This window comes from Thermopolyspora sp. NPDC052614, assembly GCF_040678635.1.
GTDB lineage: Bacteria > Actinomycetota > Actinomycetes > Streptosporangiales > Streptosporangiaceae > Thermopolyspora.
In genome coordinates, this window is record NZ_JBFATZ010000006.1 from 101,273 (window position 1) to 117,880 (window position 16,608).

The 16,608-nt window shown below is 71.5% G+C and carries 16 protein-coding genes, 1 pseudogene and 2 riboswitches; of the genes and pseudogenes, 8 read left to right on the forward strand and 9 right to left on the reverse strand.

Annotated features, from left to right (window positions below; all coding sequences use genetic code 11):
• Nucleotides 1–83 precede the first annotated feature (83 nt).
• The 3 genes and pseudogenes from AB0K60_RS15020 to AB0K60_RS15030 all read left to right on the forward strand — a co-directional run bounded on the left by AB0K60_RS15020 (nt 84) and on the right by AB0K60_RS15030 (nt 2,982).
• Nucleotides 84–521: a hypothetical protein gene (locus tag AB0K60_RS15020; RefSeq protein ID WP_364053791.1), complete on the forward strand. Its 438-nt coding sequence runs from the start codon at nt 84–86 to the stop codon at nt 519–521.
• Between the two features lie 712 nt (nt 522–1,233).
• A pseudogene (locus tag AB0K60_RS15025) lies at nt 1,234–1,479 on the forward strand (RNA polymerase sigma factor region1.1 domain-containing protein); the annotation flags it as partial.
• Nucleotides 1,480–1,590: 111 nt separating this feature from the next.
• Nucleotides 1,591–2,982 carry an RNA polymerase sigma factor gene (locus AB0K60_RS15030; protein ID WP_364054836.1) on the forward strand — a complete coding sequence of 464 codons (1,392 nt, stop codon included), beginning with the start codon at nt 1,591–1,593 and terminating at the stop codon, nt 2,980–2,982.
• A 194-nt stretch (nt 2,983–3,176) separates the two neighbouring features.
• On the opposite strand, the gene AB0K60_RS15035 is transcribed toward AB0K60_RS15030, so the two are convergent.
• Entirely contained in the window at nt 3,177–3,938 is a 762-nt protein-coding gene (locus tag AB0K60_RS15035; protein WP_364053794.1) for a VOC family protein, read from the reverse strand.
• 123 nt (nt 3,939–4,061) lie between these two features.
• Nucleotides 4,062–4,463, reverse strand: a complete 402-nt coding sequence (locus AB0K60_RS15040; RefSeq protein WP_364053797.1) for a hypothetical protein — start codon at nt 4,461–4,463, stop codon at nt 4,062–4,064.
• 171 nt (nt 4,464–4,634) lie between these two features.
• Here AB0K60_RS15040 and AB0K60_RS15045 point away from each other — a divergent pair, with 171 nt between their 5' ends.
• The gene (locus tag AB0K60_RS15045; RefSeq protein WP_364053800.1) at nt 4,635–5,207 is read left to right on the forward strand and encodes a TetR/AcrR family transcriptional regulator C-terminal domain-containing protein; all 573 of its coding nucleotides are present in this window, start codon (nt 4,635–4,637) and stop codon (nt 5,205–5,207) included.
• A gap of 393 nt (nt 5,208–5,600) precedes the next feature.
• Nucleotides 5,601–5,801, forward strand: a complete 201-nt coding sequence (locus tag AB0K60_RS15050; protein ID WP_364053803.1) for a DUF5999 family protein — start codon at nt 5,601–5,603, stop codon at nt 5,799–5,801.
• A gap of 454 nt (nt 5,802–6,255) precedes the next feature.
• On the opposite strand, the gene AB0K60_RS15055 is transcribed toward AB0K60_RS15050, so the two are convergent.
• Nucleotides 6,256–6,855 (reverse strand): alpha/beta family hydrolase, encoded by a 600-nt coding sequence (locus AB0K60_RS15055; RefSeq protein WP_364053806.1) that lies wholly within the window; start codon nt 6,853–6,855, stop codon nt 6,256–6,258.
• A 256-nt stretch (nt 6,856–7,111) separates the two neighbouring features.
• Between AB0K60_RS15055 and AB0K60_RS15060 the strand changes: the two genes are divergently transcribed.
• Entirely contained in the window at nt 7,112–7,474 is a 363-nt protein-coding gene (locus AB0K60_RS15060; protein WP_364053809.1) for a hypothetical protein, read from the forward strand.
• Nucleotides 7,475–7,502: 28 nt separating this feature from the next.
• Here the strand turns inward: AB0K60_RS15060 and AB0K60_RS15065 are convergent, their stop codons facing one another.
• The gene (locus AB0K60_RS15065; protein ID WP_364053812.1) at nt 7,503–8,306 is read right to left on the reverse strand and encodes a tetratricopeptide repeat protein; all 804 of its coding nucleotides are present in this window, start codon (nt 8,304–8,306) and stop codon (nt 7,503–7,505) included.
• 136 nt (nt 8,307–8,442) lie between these two features.
• Complete coding sequence (locus AB0K60_RS15070) at nt 8,443–8,742, reverse strand: DUF1905 domain-containing protein (protein ID WP_364053815.1); 300 nt, start codon at nt 8,740–8,742, stop codon at nt 8,443–8,445.
• A gap of 218 nt (nt 8,743–8,960) precedes the next feature.
• On the opposite strand from AB0K60_RS15070, the gene AB0K60_RS15075 reads away from it, so the two are divergent.
• Together AB0K60_RS15075 and AB0K60_RS15080 are read left to right on the forward strand one after the other, a co-directional pair.
• A complete protein-coding gene (locus AB0K60_RS15075) occupies nt 8,961–9,479 on the forward strand; it encodes a MarR family transcriptional regulator (protein ID WP_364053818.1) in 519 nt (172 codons plus the stop codon).
• A gap of 113 nt (nt 9,480–9,592) precedes the next feature.
• Complete coding sequence (locus AB0K60_RS15080; protein ID WP_364053821.1) at nt 9,593–10,834, forward strand: MFS transporter; 1,242 nt, start codon at nt 9,593–9,595, stop codon at nt 10,832–10,834.
• 151 nt (nt 10,835–10,985) lie between these two features.
• Here the strand turns inward: AB0K60_RS15080 and gcvP are convergent, their stop codons facing one another.
• From gcvP to AB0K60_RS15100, 4 genes are all read right to left on the reverse strand, one after another.
• Nucleotides 10,986–13,904 carry an aminomethyl-transferring glycine dehydrogenase gene (gene gcvP, locus AB0K60_RS15085; protein ID WP_364053824.1) on the reverse strand — a complete coding sequence of 973 codons (2,919 nt, stop codon included), beginning with the start codon at nt 13,902–13,904 and terminating at the stop codon, nt 10,986–10,988.
• Nucleotides 13,905–13,966: 62 nt separating this feature from the next.
• Nucleotides 13,967–14,066: riboswitch (glycine riboswitch) on the reverse strand.
• A riboswitch (glycine riboswitch) is annotated at nt 14,067–14,143 on the reverse strand.
• A 159-nt stretch (nt 14,144–14,302) separates the two neighbouring features.
• Complete coding sequence (locus tag AB0K60_RS15090; protein ID WP_364053827.1) at nt 14,303–14,923, reverse strand: MerR family transcriptional regulator; 621 nt, start codon at nt 14,921–14,923, stop codon at nt 14,303–14,305.
• 380 nt (nt 14,924–15,303) lie between these two features.
• Nucleotides 15,304–15,774 (reverse strand): bifunctional nuclease family protein, encoded by a 471-nt coding sequence (locus AB0K60_RS15095; protein ID WP_364053830.1) that lies wholly within the window; start codon nt 15,772–15,774, stop codon nt 15,304–15,306.
• A gap of 174 nt (nt 15,775–15,948) precedes the next feature.
• Nucleotides 15,949–16,596, reverse strand: coding sequence for a MerR family transcriptional regulator (locus AB0K60_RS15100; RefSeq protein ID WP_364053833.1), 648 nt, complete (start codon nt 16,594–16,596; stop codon nt 15,949–15,951).
• Nucleotides 16,597–16,608 lie beyond the last annotated feature (12 nt).

Here is a 16,608-nt window from a genome sequence, read left to right on the forward strand (position 1 = left end):
GCGGCCGGAAGGGACATGAACCGTCCCGCCCGGAATGGTTGGTATCGGAACTGAGATATGTCGTTGCACGTCATACAGGGTGGATGGCTAGAGAGGACTCGTCGATGGAACCGACCCGCAGGATGCTGATCTCCGCCGGCGTCGTCGGCGTCATCCTTGCCGGGGGTGCGTCGGTCGCGGCGGTGGCCTCGGCGGGGCGGCTCGACCAGGCGCGGTTGGAGCAGGCGAACGAGGTTCAGCAGGACGGCATCCCGTTCTCGCAGCCCTCCCCCAAGGACGATCTCCTGTCGGATGGGAATCCGCCCTACACCTCTGGGAATCCGCCCTACACCTCGTCGACGGGCGACGGTTCGGAGAAGGTCGAGCCCGCCCAGCCCCGAGAGGAGGAGGACTTCGTCGTCTCCCACGAGATCAACCCGACGCCCGGCGACGCCCTCGATTACTGGAACCGGGGGCGGATGGAGGACGCGAAGCCGTACCCGCTGCCCGTGATCTCGGTCAAGCCCACGCCCACGCGTTGACCGACGCCGGGTGACGAACATCGGCCATCCCACGATCCCGCCCGGCCCTGTCGAGAGGCCGTCGCTCGACCGAACGCCGACGAGACGTCCCGCATGACTGTGGAGGCTTGGCCGTTGCCGTTGGCGGGGGGAGGATTCGTTCTCAGGCGGAGCACGGGCCGCGGGTGTTAGGCACTTCACAGCGATGTCGCCGGTGAGTAGATCACCAAGATTTTCCAGGAAAAGATCCAAATACTCCTGCATGCGGCAGCGCCCGCAATGTGCGGCGCGTACGGACACGGGTGCTCGCTCATCCGCACGACGGCTCTGAGCCGGCATGCCGCCGTGACCCGCCACCGGTGGTGACTCCCACCCGCCCGCGGCGTACCGGCACGACAAGGGGTCTTCGCAGGTGGGAAGGGAGATGCCGGACCGATGGAGTCCCACGCGTGTGGATCGGCCGCGCCGTGGGGACCGTACGCCCGAGCGGTCGGCCCGGCCCGCGGATCCCGCCGTGGAGCCCACGCTCCGGCGTCGCGTAGCGCCGTGGCGGGGGTGCCCCTCGCAGGCCGGAGAAGCCCGTGCGGCAAAATGGCGCTAATCCTTCGCTTGGCCCGCTCGGGAACAATCTGGGCCCAAGGACGTTATTGATACTGGTGCCGCGAAAAACCCAGCTGTCGCCGCCACCCCATCACCGACAACGACGACTCCGTGACCCGGAGGAGGTGTCCTCATGCCCCGATCCGCCGTGGCAACCTCGACTGAGCGCGAGAACGGCCCGACGACTCTCGACAAGCTCCTCGACCGAGGGCGAGCGCAGGGTCACCTTTCTCTTGCGGAGCTGCGGAACGCGTTCACGCAAGCCGACATCAGCCCCGCACAGGGGCGTTCCATACTGCGCGAACTCGCCGAGTTGGGTGTCCGCCTGGCCACCGAGGACGAGCCCACCGGCGCGGAGGCGCCCACGATGTCCGAGACGACCGCCAAGATGACCGCCAAGACGAGCAAGACCAAGAGGACGACGCGGACCGCCGCCCGGACCGGTTCCACAAGGACCGCGGGCACGGCGACCGCGACGACGTCCGCGAACATGACGACGACCGCCACCGCGACGGGCGCGGGCACGGCGGCCGGTACCGCGACGACCGGAACCACGAAGACCGGGACCGCGAAGACGGGGACCGCGAAGACGGATACGAGGACGGGTGCGGGCAAGGCCGCGGCCACCCACGCCACCGCCGACCGGCGGAAAGCGCGGACCAAGGGCCGGGCAGCCAAGGACGAGAACGCCTCCAAGGACCAGGGCAAGGCCATGGGCGGCGAGGAGTGGACGCCGGACGAGGACCTCGACGTCGAACTCCTCACCGAGGACCTGACCGAAGACTTCGACGAGCTGTCCGGGAACGTTCCCGACGCCCCCGCCGCCGAGAACGCCGTGGCGAAGGCGACCGCCGACGCCTCCGCCGGGGACACCGCGGCCAACGTCCCCGCCGACGTCCCCGCCGACGTCCCCGCCGACACCGCGGACGACGGCGCGGACGACGAGGGCGAGGACCTGGACGACCAGTCCTCGGTCATGGGCGACTCGGTGCACACGTACCTCAAGTCGATCGGCCGCCGGACCCTGCTCACCGCCGAGCAGGAGGTCGACCTGGCCAAGCGCATCGAGGCCGGCCTGTACGCCGAGCACAAGCTGGAGACCGAGCCCGACCTGTCCGACGAGGACCGCGTCGACCTGGAGTGGATCGCCCGCGACGGCCGCCACGCAAAGGACCACATGCTGGAGGCGAACCTCCGGCTGGTGGTCTCGGTGGCGAAGAAGTACACCGACCGCGGCATGGCGCTGCTGGACGTGGTGCAGGAGGGCAACCTCGGCCTGATCAGGGCCGTGGAGAAGTTCGACTACACCAAGGGCTACAAGTTCTCCACGTACGCCATGTGGTGGATCCGGCAGGCCATCCAGCGCGGCTTCGCCGACTCTGCCCGCACGATCCGGCTCCCCGTACACGTCCTGGAGCTGCTGTCGAAGCTGTCCAGGGTCGAGCGGGACATGCACCAGCAGCTCGGCCGGGAGCCCACCCCCGAGGAGCTGGCGGTCGTGCTGGACAAGACGCCCGACCAGATCGAGGAGCTGCTGCGCACCAGCAGGCAGCCGATCAGCCTCGACTCCACGATCGGCGAGGACGGCGAGACCCGCATCGGCGACCTGATCGAGGACGTGGACTCGCCCGAGGCGTCCGAGGTCGTGGACCGGCAGTTGCTCGCCGAGCAGTTGCGCGGCGTGCTGAACAACCTGTCCCCGCGCGAGGCCAAGATCATGGCCCTGCGGTTCGGGTTGCTCGACGGCAAGCCGCACACCCTCGACGAGATCGGCAAGTATCTCGGCCTCACCCGCGAGCGCATCCGCCAGCTGGAGAAGGAATCCCTTTCCAAGCTCCGCCACCCCAGCAACACCCGGCCCCTCCTGGACTGGGCGAGCTAACGGCGGCGGCTTCCGGGAAACGTTCGGGCGTCTCGTAGACCTCGTCCGTATCGCGGAGATGTGCGAGCACACCGGGGCCAAGCCGGTGCTGTGCGGTGACCACAGCCGGCTCACCGCCCCTCGCCGTCCCCTGACCGCGACCCCGACCCGTGCGTACGGGCCGGGGTCGCGGCGTCAGGTGAGCCGGATGGGCGTCAGGTGAGCTGGATGATGGAGAAGACCGCGCCCTGGGGGTCGTCGGCGACGGCGATGCGGCCCGACTGCCCGTCGAACGGGGGGATGGAGACGACGCCGCCCAGCTCCTCCACGAGCGCGGCCGACGCGTCGCAGTCCGCCACGGCGAAGTACACCATCCAGTGCGCGGGGATCTCCGGGGGCCATTCGTCGTTCATCTGCACCATGCCGGCGACCACCTCGCCGCCGAGCATGAACTCGGTGTAGACGCTGTCGTCGGCGAACAGCGTGGTGCGCCCCTCCCAGCCGAAGATCTCCTGATAGAAGCCGCTGACGACGTCCACGTCGCGGACGGCCAGCTCATGCCAGCAGAACGCGCCCGGCTCGTCGATCAGGCCCGCCCCGGGAAACCCGCCGTCCTGCCACAGCGCGAACGCCGCCCCGGCCGGGTCACGCAGCACCGCCGTACGACCCAGCGAGGGCACCCGCCGCGGCCCGTCGAGCACCCTGGCCCCCGCCGCCTCGGCCACCGCGACGCAGACGCTGACGTCGGGAACGGCGAAGTGACTGCTCCACCACGGGCGTTCGGAGGCGGCGGTACGGCCCAGCCCCGCCACCGGCCTGCCGCCCACCTGGGCGATCACGTACCCGGGGATCCGCTCCACCGGCCGCATCTCCCACCCGAACAGCCCGCCGTAGAAGCCGATCGCGGCGTCCAGATCGGGTGTGGCGATGTCCGCCCAGCAAGGCACGCCCGGGTTGTACCTGGTTCGTTCCGGCATCCGCTCCCCCATCCCAGGTTGGGGTCCCCCGCACCCGCTCACCAAACGTAAGCCCGGCACACCGACGGTGTACCGGGCTTTACCAGAACCGGATGGGAAGTAACGCCGGGAGGCGCCGGTCGATCAGGCGGCCTTCTCGGGGACGGGGCGAGGCAGGCGCGGGATCCCGGTCAGCCGGTGCTGCTCCCGCAGCGTCCGCAGCCGGTCCACCTCGGCCTGCCACTTGGCGCCCTCGGGCGTGGCCTTGCCCTTGCGCCGCCGCAGACGGTCGTCATACGCCTTGGGGCCGAAGGTCGCCCGCTGCGCGGCCTCGGCGGCGCGCAGCGCCTGGGTCAGCGCCACGTCCAGGGCCACGGCCTTCTCGCGCAGCTCCTCCAGGGGCCGCCGCTCCGCCTGCGCTCGGCGGAACTCCTCCTCGGCCCGCTCGGCCTTCTCCAGCAGCGTCCCGTAGGTCTTCCCGACCTCCTGGTCGGCGTGGTAGCGGACCTCCGCCTCCCGGCTCACCCGCGGTCGGAAAAACGCCATCGTCAGCCCTTCCTCACCTTGCCGTCTCGCCGTCCGGCGAGAATCCCACTCGGTAGGGTACGCCGTTCCGCAGGTGCCCGTGTCACCAGGCCGGAACCCGCCCGGCTCACGGCGCATCCGTACGGCGCGGCGTCCTTTACAAAGTAAGTCAACGGCGGAATACTGGCCGCCATGCCTGCCAAACGCCCACCGATCCCGTTGTCCCGCGAACGCATCATCGAGGCCGCCCTGCACATCGCCGACGGGCAGGGACTGCGTCGACTGACCATGCGCCGCCTCGGGGACGCCCTCCAGGTCGAGGCGATGGCGATCTACCACCATCTGCCCGGCGGCAAGGAGGCGCTGCTCGACGCGCTCGCCGAGCACGTCACCACGGTCACGGTCGACGCCGACGGCCTCACCTCCTGGCAGGATCTGGCCCGCGCCTGGGCCCGCGCGAGCCGTACGGCCCTGCTGGAGCACCCGGGGGTGCTGGCGCTCGCCATGACCAAACCCGCCCGGGGCCGCGCGGCGGCGGCGATCCGCGAGCAGACCGACCTGCTCGCCGACGCGGGCCTGCCCGCCCCCGCCGAGGCGCTGCGCACGATCCGCGCGTACGTGATGGGCAGCGTGGCCCTGGAGGTCCAGCACTCCGGCTGGAGCGGCGAGGCCGTCGAATCCTCCGACGAGGCCGTCGCCGCCTTCGAGCAGGGCCTCGACGCCGTTCTCACCGGTCTTGCCGCCGGCGCCGCGGCGTCGGTCTGACGGCGTTCCGCACGCCCGGCGCGGTTCGCCGAAATCCGGGAAACGAGGGCGAAAGTCGATCTACACTGGGCCCACTCGCCGCGGCCATCACCCGGCGGGAACGGGGCGATACGCGCCCGGGGACGACGCCGGCCTGGAGAAACGTAACCGATCGTTTATCAGTCTGGCGGCGTGTTGAGCCCGGTCCGTTATCCTCCATGAGGCACGCTTGTGTTCTAGATCACACAATGGCGGTCATCGACCTGGACAGACTCCGGCCAGACGCCCTTCCGGGCGGCACGGAACCCTCCAAACGGACTATGTCCGCCAAAAGCGGTGACGCCCCACACTTGAATCTGTCAATGTGTGGTTCGCCACACTCACCACGGGATAGAGAAAACGGAGGCACGCCCTATGTGCCCGCACGAGCCGTCCTGTCCGTCGGCGGACGCAGCGGACCGCGAGGCAGCACGTACGATCGCCGCGCACCCGGAGCAGGGCTGGAGCCTGCTCTGCAACGGTGTCGTCCTGTTCGAGGACACCGGCGAACTGCTGCCCAACGGATCGGCCATCGCACCACACCGCCCGACCGACCTGGCGGTCAACGCCGCCTGACACCTCCACGGCCCAGTGCCGGCGGACACGTGTCCGGGGGGCGAACACCACCGGGCGAACACCACCGGGGGAACACTTCGGGGAGCGCAACCGGGGGCAAGACCGGGGGCAGGGAAACGGGGAGATGGCTACCAGCGGGGAACCCGAACGCGGGGACACCCGAACGGACATGGCCGCATCCGTGCCATGGTCCGGCTGGCCATCCCACCCGGCCCCTTCGGTGACGCCTCTCGTCACCTCACTTCACGACCGCCCCGCCACGATCTACACGGCGAGCGGATCGGCGTTCTGGCCCACGCCTTCTCCGGGCCGTTCCCGGCCCTTTCCGGCCACAGCACCCGCGCGGTCCCGTACGAGCCCCACATCCACCGGGTCCTTCCGCCGACCGCCGAAGCCCCGCAGACCATTGCTGCATTCCCCAAGGAAGCCGCACACCCGGGAGCCTCAGCGCGGGTCACCTCACAGGGGTGAAGGCGCGAAGCCACTCGGCAACGATGCCGCCGACGCGGGCCGGGTCCTTCTTCAGCTCGTGTCCCTCGCCGGGGAGCACCACCACGCGGGAGGCGTCCGCGGGGTCCGGGACGCCGAACGGGTCACGGTCGCCGTTGACGACCAGGACCTCCACGCCCGCGCCGCGCAGTTCCTCCGCCCGGGAGCGCTCCGGTCGGCCCGGCGGGTGCAGCGGGAAGGCCAGCGCGACCACGCCGACGGCGCCGACCGCGAGGGCCGTCCGGCAGGCCACCCGCGCCCCGTTGCTGCGGCCACCCTGGATCAGCGGAAGTCCGGGGTACCTTGCGCGCAATTCGGCGAGCACCGTTGTCCACGCCTCGTCCTGACGGGCCGCCGAACCGGGCGCGCGGGCGCCCGCCACGCGGAAGGGCTGGACGACCCGGGCCACCGTGCCCCCTGCGGCCAGCACGGCATCCCGTACGGCCAGCAGATCGGGCGCATCCACTCCCCCACCCGACCCATGCGTGAGCACCATGAGCAACCGGGCGTCGGCCGCCTCGTCGACATACACGTATGCGGGGCCGCGCTCGGTCGCTATCTCCATGCCGGGGTCTCCATGCCCAGCAGGTTACCGGCCACGAACGCGAACACCCGCGAGTGACGCCTCTCCGCCCCGAACGCCCTGTCCGAACACGCCGTCGCACGTCCGGACCTGAGCGCCCGTCCTGGACACACACCGACGGCACCCGTCACGAACGGTCCGCCGCTCCCTCGCGCGCGGCCGTTCTCCGCCTGAGGTGGGAGTCTCACCCCTCCCGCTGGAGGATGTCATAGGGATGTGTTTGCCCTATGTTGAGGGCATGCCCGACAATACGGTGCCCCGCGACGAGCTGCGCGCCACCCTCGACGCCCGACGCGAACTCGGCGAAGACTACGAGCCAGCGCTCGTGGAGTCGTTCCTCGACCGACTGGAGGCCGGCATCGCCGCCCGGGTCAAGGCCGAGGTCGACGCCCGCGCCTCCGATCCGTCGCCGAAGGACAAGCAGGACGTCGACCCGTCCATCCCCATCGCCCTCGGTTCCCTCGGCATCGGCATCCCCCTGACCGCGATCGCGGCCGGCAACGCGGGCTTCTCCGGGCTGCTGCTGGCCTGGGGCGGCATCGTCGCCATCAACGTCGCCTACGCCCTCAGCCGCGGCCGGAGGCGGGGCCGGGGCTACTGATCGGAACCGGACGCCCAGGATCGCCGCGTCAGACGGCGCCGCGCTCCAAGCGGAGCCGGACCTCGTGGGAGAGGCGCTCGTCGGCGTGTTCCAGGCCGTAGCGCCACACCGCCTCGGCGTCGGCGTCACGGCCGCGCAGGGGCAGGGTTCGGGCGAGCAGTTCGATGGCGAGGGCGTCGGTCTCGGGGTCGGAGCCCTCCTCGACAGCGCCGGCGAACTGGCCGCAGGCCATGTCGAGATGGGCGAGGCCGAGCAGGACGCGCAGGCGCGGCGCCTCGGCGACGCCGGGGGTCTCCAGCGCCTCCATGAGCACGTCGGCGGCCTCTCCGGCCTCCCCCTCCTCAAGCAGGTACTCGGCCAGGTCCTGGGCCGCGCGCGAGGCCACCTCCGGATCGGCGGTGGCCAGGGCGGCCCGCAGGTGCGTTTGCGCCGTCTCGCCGTCCCCCTCTCGTACCGCGAGGCGGGCCAGCGCCATGTGCGCCGTCGGCAGGTAGGCGGGCGTACCCACGCCGACGACGGCCTGCCAGGCCGCCCTGGCCTGGTCCCACCGTCCGTCGCGTTCGAAGCCCTGGGCGAGGTGGCAGGCGCCCTGCGCCGCGTACTCGGGGTGGCCGCTGGCGAGGGCGGCTCGTGCCGCCGCGCGGGCACCCTCGTGGTCGCCGCGATGCTCCAGCACCACGGCCAGCCCGACGGCCGCCTGCGCCTGGTCGGGGTCGTCCCGCCGCCCGGCCAGAGGGGCCAGGATCGCCTCGGCGCCGGCGAGGTCGCCGGCTTCGGCGAGGCGTTTTGCCTCGTCCAGCGACCGTCCCGGGCGTAATTCCTGGGCCGTCATCGAGGTCCCCCTCCACAAACGATCTCCAGGATCTTAACGGCCCCGGCCCCGCGCACGCCCGGCACACGCCGATTTTCGTCAGATGTGCTATGAATCGCCGCGCGCCGCCCCCTGCTCCGATCGGCGGGTGCCGCGATCACGGGTCGATCAGTTCGAGGCTCACGGTCGCGATGTCCCCGATGTCGAGCGCCTCGGCCGTGCGGACGGCGCGCTTGATGGGCAGCACGTAGGCACCGCGCCCGGAGTCCGGGAAGATCGACGTCGTCCAGGTGGTGCCGCCGACGGTGACGCGCACCCGCCGCGAGCCGAAGCCGCGTCGCGGCCCGGCCAGGTCGTCGATCTCCTCGGACGCGTCCACCGGCAGGCTGACGAAGGTCCAGGTGTCAGCGCGGCGGGCGTCCCACAACCACAGCTCGGCGTCGAATTCGACCTTCACCCCGCCAGCATGGCACGCGGCACCGACAGTCTCCGCCGTCACACCCCGCCCTCCGCCGTCACACCACATCCTCCTCCGCCGCACCACATCCTCCGCCGCCGCACCACGCCCTCCGCCGCCGCACCAGGTCGCAGGCGGCTGGGCCGTGCCCGGCGTACGACCGCCCGCCGCCCGGGGGCCCCACGAACGCATACATCAGCAGTTGATATAAGTTGCTTATGGATTTGCCGTCACCGGTCGACGAGCTGGAGCTGGCGGCGGGACTGGGGCGTGTCAGCACCCTGATGCGCTCGCTGAGCTTCCCCCGCGACCTGTCGATGACCACCGCATCGACCCTCGCCTCGCTGGAGCGCTTCGGGCCTTGCCGCCTCACCGAGCTCGCGAACCTGGAAGGGGTCTCGCAGCCGGCCATGACCCAGATCGTGTCCCGCTTGGAGCGGGACGGGCTCGCCGAGCGGCACAGCGAGCCCACCGACGGGCGCGTGGTCGTCGTGCGCATCACCGAGGCCGGGCTCGCCGAGCTGGTCCGGCGCCGTGAGGCGCAGGCCAAGCTGCTCGCCGAGTTGCTGGCCGAGCTGTCCGAGGCCGACCGGGCCGCCATCGCTGCGGCGCTGCCCGCTCTCAACCGTCTCACCGCCCGGGCGTTCGGGCCCGGGCGGCAGGCCCCCGCGACGGGAAGAGCCGGGCAGTCCGGCGACCCCGCGAATCACGTCATCGAACCGTCGGAGGATGCATGACCGACCCCCATCGCTCGCCCCAGCGCGCACCCCACCGCGCACCCCATGGCGGGCCCCATTCCGCCCCTCATCTCGCGCCGAGCCCGTTTCGTCAGCCCAAGGCCGTCTGGGCGGTGGCCTTCGCGTGCGTCGTCTCGTTCATGGGCATCGGGCTCGTCGACCCGATCCTGCCCGCCATCTCCTCCGACCTGCACGCGACCCCGAGCCAGGTCACGCTGCTGTTCACCAGCTATCTCGTCGTCACGGCGGTCGCGATGCTGGTCACCGGCTGGGTGTCCAGCCGTATCGGCGCCAAGTGGACGCTGATCGCCGGGCTCGTCCTCATTGTCACGTTCAGCGCGCTCGCCGGCGCGTCCGACAGCATCGGCGGCATCATCGGCTTCCGCGCCGGCTGGGGTCTCGGCAACGCGCTGTTCATCGCCACCTCGCTGGCCGTCATCGTCGCCGCCGCCAGCGGTGGCTTCGCCGGGGCCATCATCCTGTACGAGGCCGCGCTCGGCCTCGGCATCGCGGTGGGGCCGCTGCTCGGCGGCCTGCTCGGGCATCTGAGCTGGCGTGGCCCCTTCTACGGCGTCGCCGTGCTGATGGGGATCGCGCTGCTCGCCACGATCACCCTGCTGCGCCCCCAGCCGAAACCCGCACGCAAGACGTCCCTGGCCGACCCGCTGAGGGCGCTGCGTCACCGTGGCCTGCTCATCATGAGCATCACCGCGCTCTGCTACAACTGGGGCTTTTTCACGGTCCTCGGCTACGCCCCGTTCCCGATGGGCCTCGACGCCATCCAGCTCGGCCTGGTCTTCACCGGCTGGGGCCTGCTCGTGGCGGTGTTCTCGGTGTTCGGCGCCCCGTGGCTGCAGCGCAGGCTCGGCCTGGCCCCCACCCTGTACGGCAACCTGGCCCTGTTCGCCGTCGACGTCTTCGTCATCGCGGCGTTCACCGACTCGCGGGCGACGCTGGTCACGGCCGTCATCGTCGCGGGCGTCTTCCTCGGCGTGAACAACACCCTCACCACGCAGGCCGTCATGATGGTGTCCCCGGTGGAGCGCCCGGTGGCGTCGGCCGCGTACGGCTTCGTCCGCTTCATCGGCGGCGGCCTGGCCCCCTTCGCCGCCGGCAAGCTCGCCGAGCACTACAACATCCACGTGCCGTTCCTCATCGGCGGCTGCGCGATCCTGCTCTCCATCGGGATCCTGGCCCTCGGCCACCGCAACCTCGCCGAGGCCGAGCGCAACCAGGCCGCGGCCGACGCCCCCGCCACCGACGCCCCCGCCACCGACGCCCCCGCCACCGACGCCGACGACCGCGAGGCGCGGCTCGTCGAGGCCGCCGAGATCGAGTCGGGCGCAGCGTCCTGAGCCTCACCCGCACGGCGGGCTCACTCCGCCATCGGAAGATCGACGAAGGTGCGTACGTCCGCGCGGCGGCGCGCCCGCGACACCGCCCGTGGCGTACCCGATCCAGGTACGCCACGGGCGAGGGCGGCGCGCCGCCGGTCGCCAAGGCCCGTCAGTCCTCGAAGGCGTGGGGCGGGGGGCAGGCGCACACGAGGTTGCGGTCGCCGTACGCCTGGTCGATGCGGCCCACCGGGGACCAGTACTTGTCCTGGCGCAGGCGGCTCACCGGGTAGGCGGCCTCGGCGCGCGAGTACGGGTGGTCCCAGGCGTCGGCGGCGACGGCCTCGGCCGTGTGAGGGGCGTTGCGCAGCGGGTTGTCGACGCGGTCGTACTCGCCGGAGGCCACGCGGGCGATCTCCGCGCGGATGGCGATCATGGCCTCGCAGAAGCGGTCGAGCTCGGCCAGGTCCTCGCTCTCGGTCGGCTCGATCATCAGCGTGCCCGCCACCGGGAACGACATGGTCGGCGCGTGGAAACCGTAGTCGATCAGCCGCTTGGCGACGTCGTCGACGGTGACGCCGGTCTCCTTGGTGATCTGCCGCAGGTCGATGATGCACTCGTGCGCGACCAGGCCGTCCCGCCCGGTGTAGAGCACCGGATAGTGCGGGGCGAGCCGCCGGGCGAGGTAGTTCGCCGACAGGATCGCCTGCTCGGTCGCCTCCCGCAGGCCCTCCGCGCCCATCATCCGGATGTACGCCCAGGAGATGGGCAGGATCGACGCCGAGCCGTACGGCGCGGCCGACACCGGCCCGGTCCCGCCCTTGCCCTCGCCCTCCCGGCCGGCGAGCGGATCGCCGGGCAGGTGGTCGGCGAGGTGGGCGCGGACGGCGACCGGCCCGACGCCGGGCCCGCCGCCGCCGTGCGGGATGCAGAAGGTCTTGTGCAGGTTCAGGTGGGACACGTCCGCGCCGAACTCGCCCAGCCTGGCCAGGCCGACCAGCGCGTTGAGGTTGGCGCCGTCCACGTACACCTGCCCGCCGGCCTCGTGCACCCGCGCGCAGATCGCGCCGATCGTCTCCTCGAACACCCCGTGCGTCGACGGATACGTCACCATGATCGCGGCCAGCCGGTCCCGATGCTTCTCGATCTTGGCGTCGAGGTCGCCGAGGTCCACGTTGCCCGCCTCGTCGCAGGCGACCACGACGACCCGCATCCCGGCCATGACCGCGCTGGCCGCGTTGGTGCCGTGCGCCGAGGACGGGATCAGGCAGACGTCGCGGTCCTGCCGCCCGTTCGCGCGATGGTAGGAGCGGATGGCGAGCAGCCCCGCGAACTCCCCCTGCGACCCGGCGTTCGGCTGCAGCGACACCGCCGCGTAGCCGGTGATCTCGGCGAGCCACCGCTCCAGCGTCGCGATCAGCTCCAGGTACCCGGCGGCCTGGTCGCGCGGCGCGTAGGGGTGGATGTCGGCGAACTCCGGCCAGGTGATCGGCTCCATCTCGGTGGTGGCGTTGAGCTTCATCGTGCACGAGCCGAGCGGGATCATCGAGCGGTCCAGGGCGATGTCCCGGTCCTGCAGCCGCCGCAGGTAGCGGAGCATGGCGGTCTCCGAGCGGTGCTCGTGGAAGACCGGATGGGTCAGGTACGGCGTGCGGCGCAGCAGGTCGTCCGGCAACGCGTCCCCGGTGGAGGTGTCGAGCCCCTCGACGTCCGGCTCGGCGAGCGCGCCCGGCCCGTCCGCGCGCTCGCCCGCGCCGATCCCGGCGGCGAAGGCCGCCCAGACGGCGGTCAGGTGGTCGAGGGTGGTGGTCTCGTCGCAGGTCACGCCCACCTGGTCGGCGTCCACCCGGCGCAGGTTGATGCCGCGGTCGAGGGCCGAGGCGACCACGGCGTCGGCGCGTCCGGGCACGTGCGCGAGCACGGTGTCGAAGAACCGCTCGTGCACCACGCGCACCCCGCCCTGCCGCAGCCCGGCGGCGAGCACGGCGGCGTGCCGGTGCACGCGCTGCGCGATGCGCCGCAGCCCGGCCGGCCCGTGGTACACCGCGTACATGCTCGCCATCACGGCGAGCAGCACCTGCGCGGTGCAGATGTTGCTCGTCGCCTTCTCCCGGCGGATGTGCTGCTCACGGGTCTGCAGGGCGAGCCGGTAGGCGGCGCGCCCGCCCGAGTCCACCGAGACCCCGACGAGGCGTCCGGGGAGCTGCCGCTCAAGACCCGCGCGCACCGACATGTAGGCCGCGTGCGGGCCGCCGAAGCCGAGCGGCACCCCGAACCGCTGCGTGGACCCCACCGCGATGTCGGCGCCCAGCTCGCCGGGCGACTCGATCAGCGTCAGCGCCAGCAGGTCGGCCGCGACGACCACGAGCGCGCCGCGGTCCCGCGCCGCCGCCACGACGCCGCGCAGGTCGGGGATCGCGCCGCCGGCGCCCGGGTACTGGACCAGCACCCCGAACACCTCGCCCTCCGGCAGCCCGCCGGTCAGGTCGGCCTCGCGCAACTCGACGCCGAGCGGCTCGGCGCGGGTGCGCAGCACCGCCTTGGTCTGCGGCAGGGCCTCGGCGTCCACCACGAACGCGCCGGTCCCGCCCCGCCGTACGCGCCGGGCGAGCATCATCGCCTCGGCCGCCGCGGTCGCCTCGTCGAGCAGCGACGCGTTGGCGATCGGCAGGCCGGTGAGGTCGGCGACCATGGTCTGGAAGTTCAGCAGCGCCTCCAGCCGCCCCTGCGAGATCTCCGGCTGGTACGGCGTGTAGGCGGTGTACCAGCCCGGGTTCTCCAGCACGTTGCGGCGGATGACGGCGGGGGTGATCGTGCCGTGGTAGCCCAGGCCGATCATCGAGGTCAGCACCCGGTTGCGGGCGGCGAGGGCGCGCAGCTCGGCGATGGCCTCGGCCTCCCCGGCCGGGGCGGGCAGCGTCAGCGGGGCTGCGGACCTGATCGTCTCGGGTACGGCCGCGCGGAGCAGGTCGGCCGCCGAGGCGTGGCCGACGGTCTGCAGCATGCGCTCCCGGTCGGCGTCGCCGGGGCCGATGTGGCGCGTGGCGAAGGGCGGCGCGGCGAGATCGCGGAGAAGGGACCGATCGCTCATAGGACCTCCAGAGGCGTAGAGACCCGCGTCCCGATCAGTGCCGGGCGCGAACCGTTTCCGGGTCTCCCCCTCTGTCATCGGCACCTGAGAGCTTCGCCCCCGGACAGGGGCTTGCACCTTCGGTGAGGTGTGCCTGGCGGGCACACCCGCTTTCCAGAGTCGCCTGCCCACGCGGTACGGGTGCCTGAGAGATTCCGGGGATGGTTGCTCCTTCGGCGCCGCGATCCCGCTCACCGCTCGCGGCGGCTGCCGGCGTCGCCGACGTGCCGCCCGTCCCGCGACGGGCCCTGCGGCGGGCCCCGCACCGAACTGCGATGGTGGAGCTGGACGCGGTCTCTCCCGCATGGGGTCAATGGCCGTGCGTTGCCACCCTACCCTGTGCTTACCCTGTGCTGTGCCTACCCTGTGCGACGCACCCGTCTTCGCCGGGCCAACTCATCTCCCGGGTGGTCGCCTTGGGACAAAGGGTCGGCCACCGCGCGCTCCCCGGGCAGCTCGGCGAGCGTGCCCTCCACCTCGCGCCAGACCCTGCCGAGGGCGATGCCGAACACGCCCTGGCCCCCCTGTAACAGGTCGATCACCTCGTCGGGCGAGGTGCACTCGTAGACGCTCGCGCCGTCGCTCATCAGCGTGATCTGCGCCAGGTCGGCGACCCCCCGGTTGCGCAGGTGCTGGACGGCGGTGCGGATCTGCTGCAGCGACACCCCCGTGTCGAGCAGGCGCTTGACCACTTTGAGCACGATGATGTCGCGGAAGCTGTACAGCCGCTGCGAGCCCGAACCGTGCGCGGCCCGGATGCTCGGCTGCACCAGCTCGGTGCGCGCCCAGTAGTCGAGCTGCCGGTAGGTGATCCCCGCGGCCGCGCAGGCGACCGGACCGCGGTATCCCATGTCGTCGGGCAGCGCCGAGGGCCGCTCGTCGAACAGCAGACCCTGCTCACCCGCGCGCTCCCGTGCCGATTCGCGCTGCGCCGGATCGGGCTGGCCGGCTGTCTTACCTTCGCCGCTGCTGACCGCCACGCGGACCTCCGGCTTTCTCTCATCCCACGGTCTGATCTGGGGGTTCGTGAACTACAACCGTGGTTTCCCTTGCACCGTAGGACCGCGACCAGCGTCAGTCAACGATCCCGCCCGGCGCGTCGTGAAGCGTAAATACCCGAAATGAGCCGTCTACCCGGCCGATCGTCACGGCGATTCCCCTCTTCCGCGGCTCATTACCGTAAAACCGGCCAAGACTCCCGTACTCCGCCCGATACTATACGCCCGGTACTACACGCCAGTCGCCACGTCAAGTACCCCATGCCCTGTACTCCGTAGTACTCCATGCGGAACTCGGCCGAGTACTCCGTCTCGTACCGGAATCCGCTGACCGGCTTTTTGCCCGGCCTTCACTCCGGCCGCTAACCTGCGCGCCCGAAGTCCTCCGGCGTGATCGTGTCGAGAAACTCGCGGAATTTCTCCACCTCGTCCTCTTGGTCGTCGGGGATCGTCACCCCCGCCTCCCGCACGACGTCCTCGCTCGCGAAGATCGTGGCCCCCGTGCGCAGCGCGAGCGCGATCGAGTCGCTCGGCCGCGCGCTGACCTCGACTCCGTTGGAGAACACCAGATCCGCGAAATAGATCCCGTCGCGCAACGCCACGATGTTCACCGTGCGCAGGCGCACGCCGAGCGCCTCCAGCACGTTCTTGAACAGATCGTGGGTGAGCGGCCGCGGCGGCGGTTCCTCTGCCTGGGCGAGTGCGATGGCCGTCGCCTCGGTCATCCCAATCCAAATCGGCAGGTAGCGATCCCCGCTCGCCTCCTTCAGCAGGACGATCGGCTGGTTCGAGGGCATCTCAACGCGAACCCCCACAACCTCCATCTGCAACACAGGCGACTCCACACTCCCTGGCCGCTCAGCACCTCTCGCTTGCTCCGCGGGAAGCCTTGACTGGCGGCATGGCCCGTTCGCTCAGCACGCCGGCTTCGCGTTCCCTTCCTGCGGCTGACCTTCGCCGCAATTCAACCTAACACCCTCCAGCGCATGAGCGCCCCGAAGGTTCACTTACCTTCCGAGAACGCCCCGAACCCCCACACGAAGCAAAGCCGCATGCAGGTCCAGCAGCAACCCGGAAAGCTCGCGGGCCGACTCCTCCGCCTCGGCGGCGGCGCCGGGGGCGCGGCGGCGCAGCAGCGGCGCGACGGCCTGCTCGACCAGGCCCGCCTCGCGCTCGGCCGCCGCCTTGACGGCGCGCAGGTGCCGGGGATGCACGCCGAATCTCGCCAGCTCTCCGGCGGCGCGCGCGATCTGCAGGGCGTCGGCGTCGTAACGGCGGGCCTGCGGCGCGATCAGGCCGTAGGACTCCAGTTCGTCGAGCGTGTCGGCGTCGATGGACGCCGCCTCCAGCAGCTCCTCCCGGCTGAGCCGTACCTGGGGAGGCGGGGCGGGATCGGCGACGGGCCTGGGCCGGTGGAAGACGCGCCGGTCGGCCTCCTCCAGGTGATCCTTGATCACGCGGAGCGGGAGGTACCGGTCACGCTGGGCGGTCAGGATGTAGCGCAGCCGCTCCACGTCGGCGTGGGTGAACTTGCGGTAGCCGGAAGGGGTGCGCTCGGGCTCGATGAGCCCCTCGCCCTCCAAGAAACGGATCTTGGAGACGGTGACGTCGGGGAACTCGCCCTGCAGCAGGGCGAGCACCTCCCCGATGCTCATGTACGCCCGTGC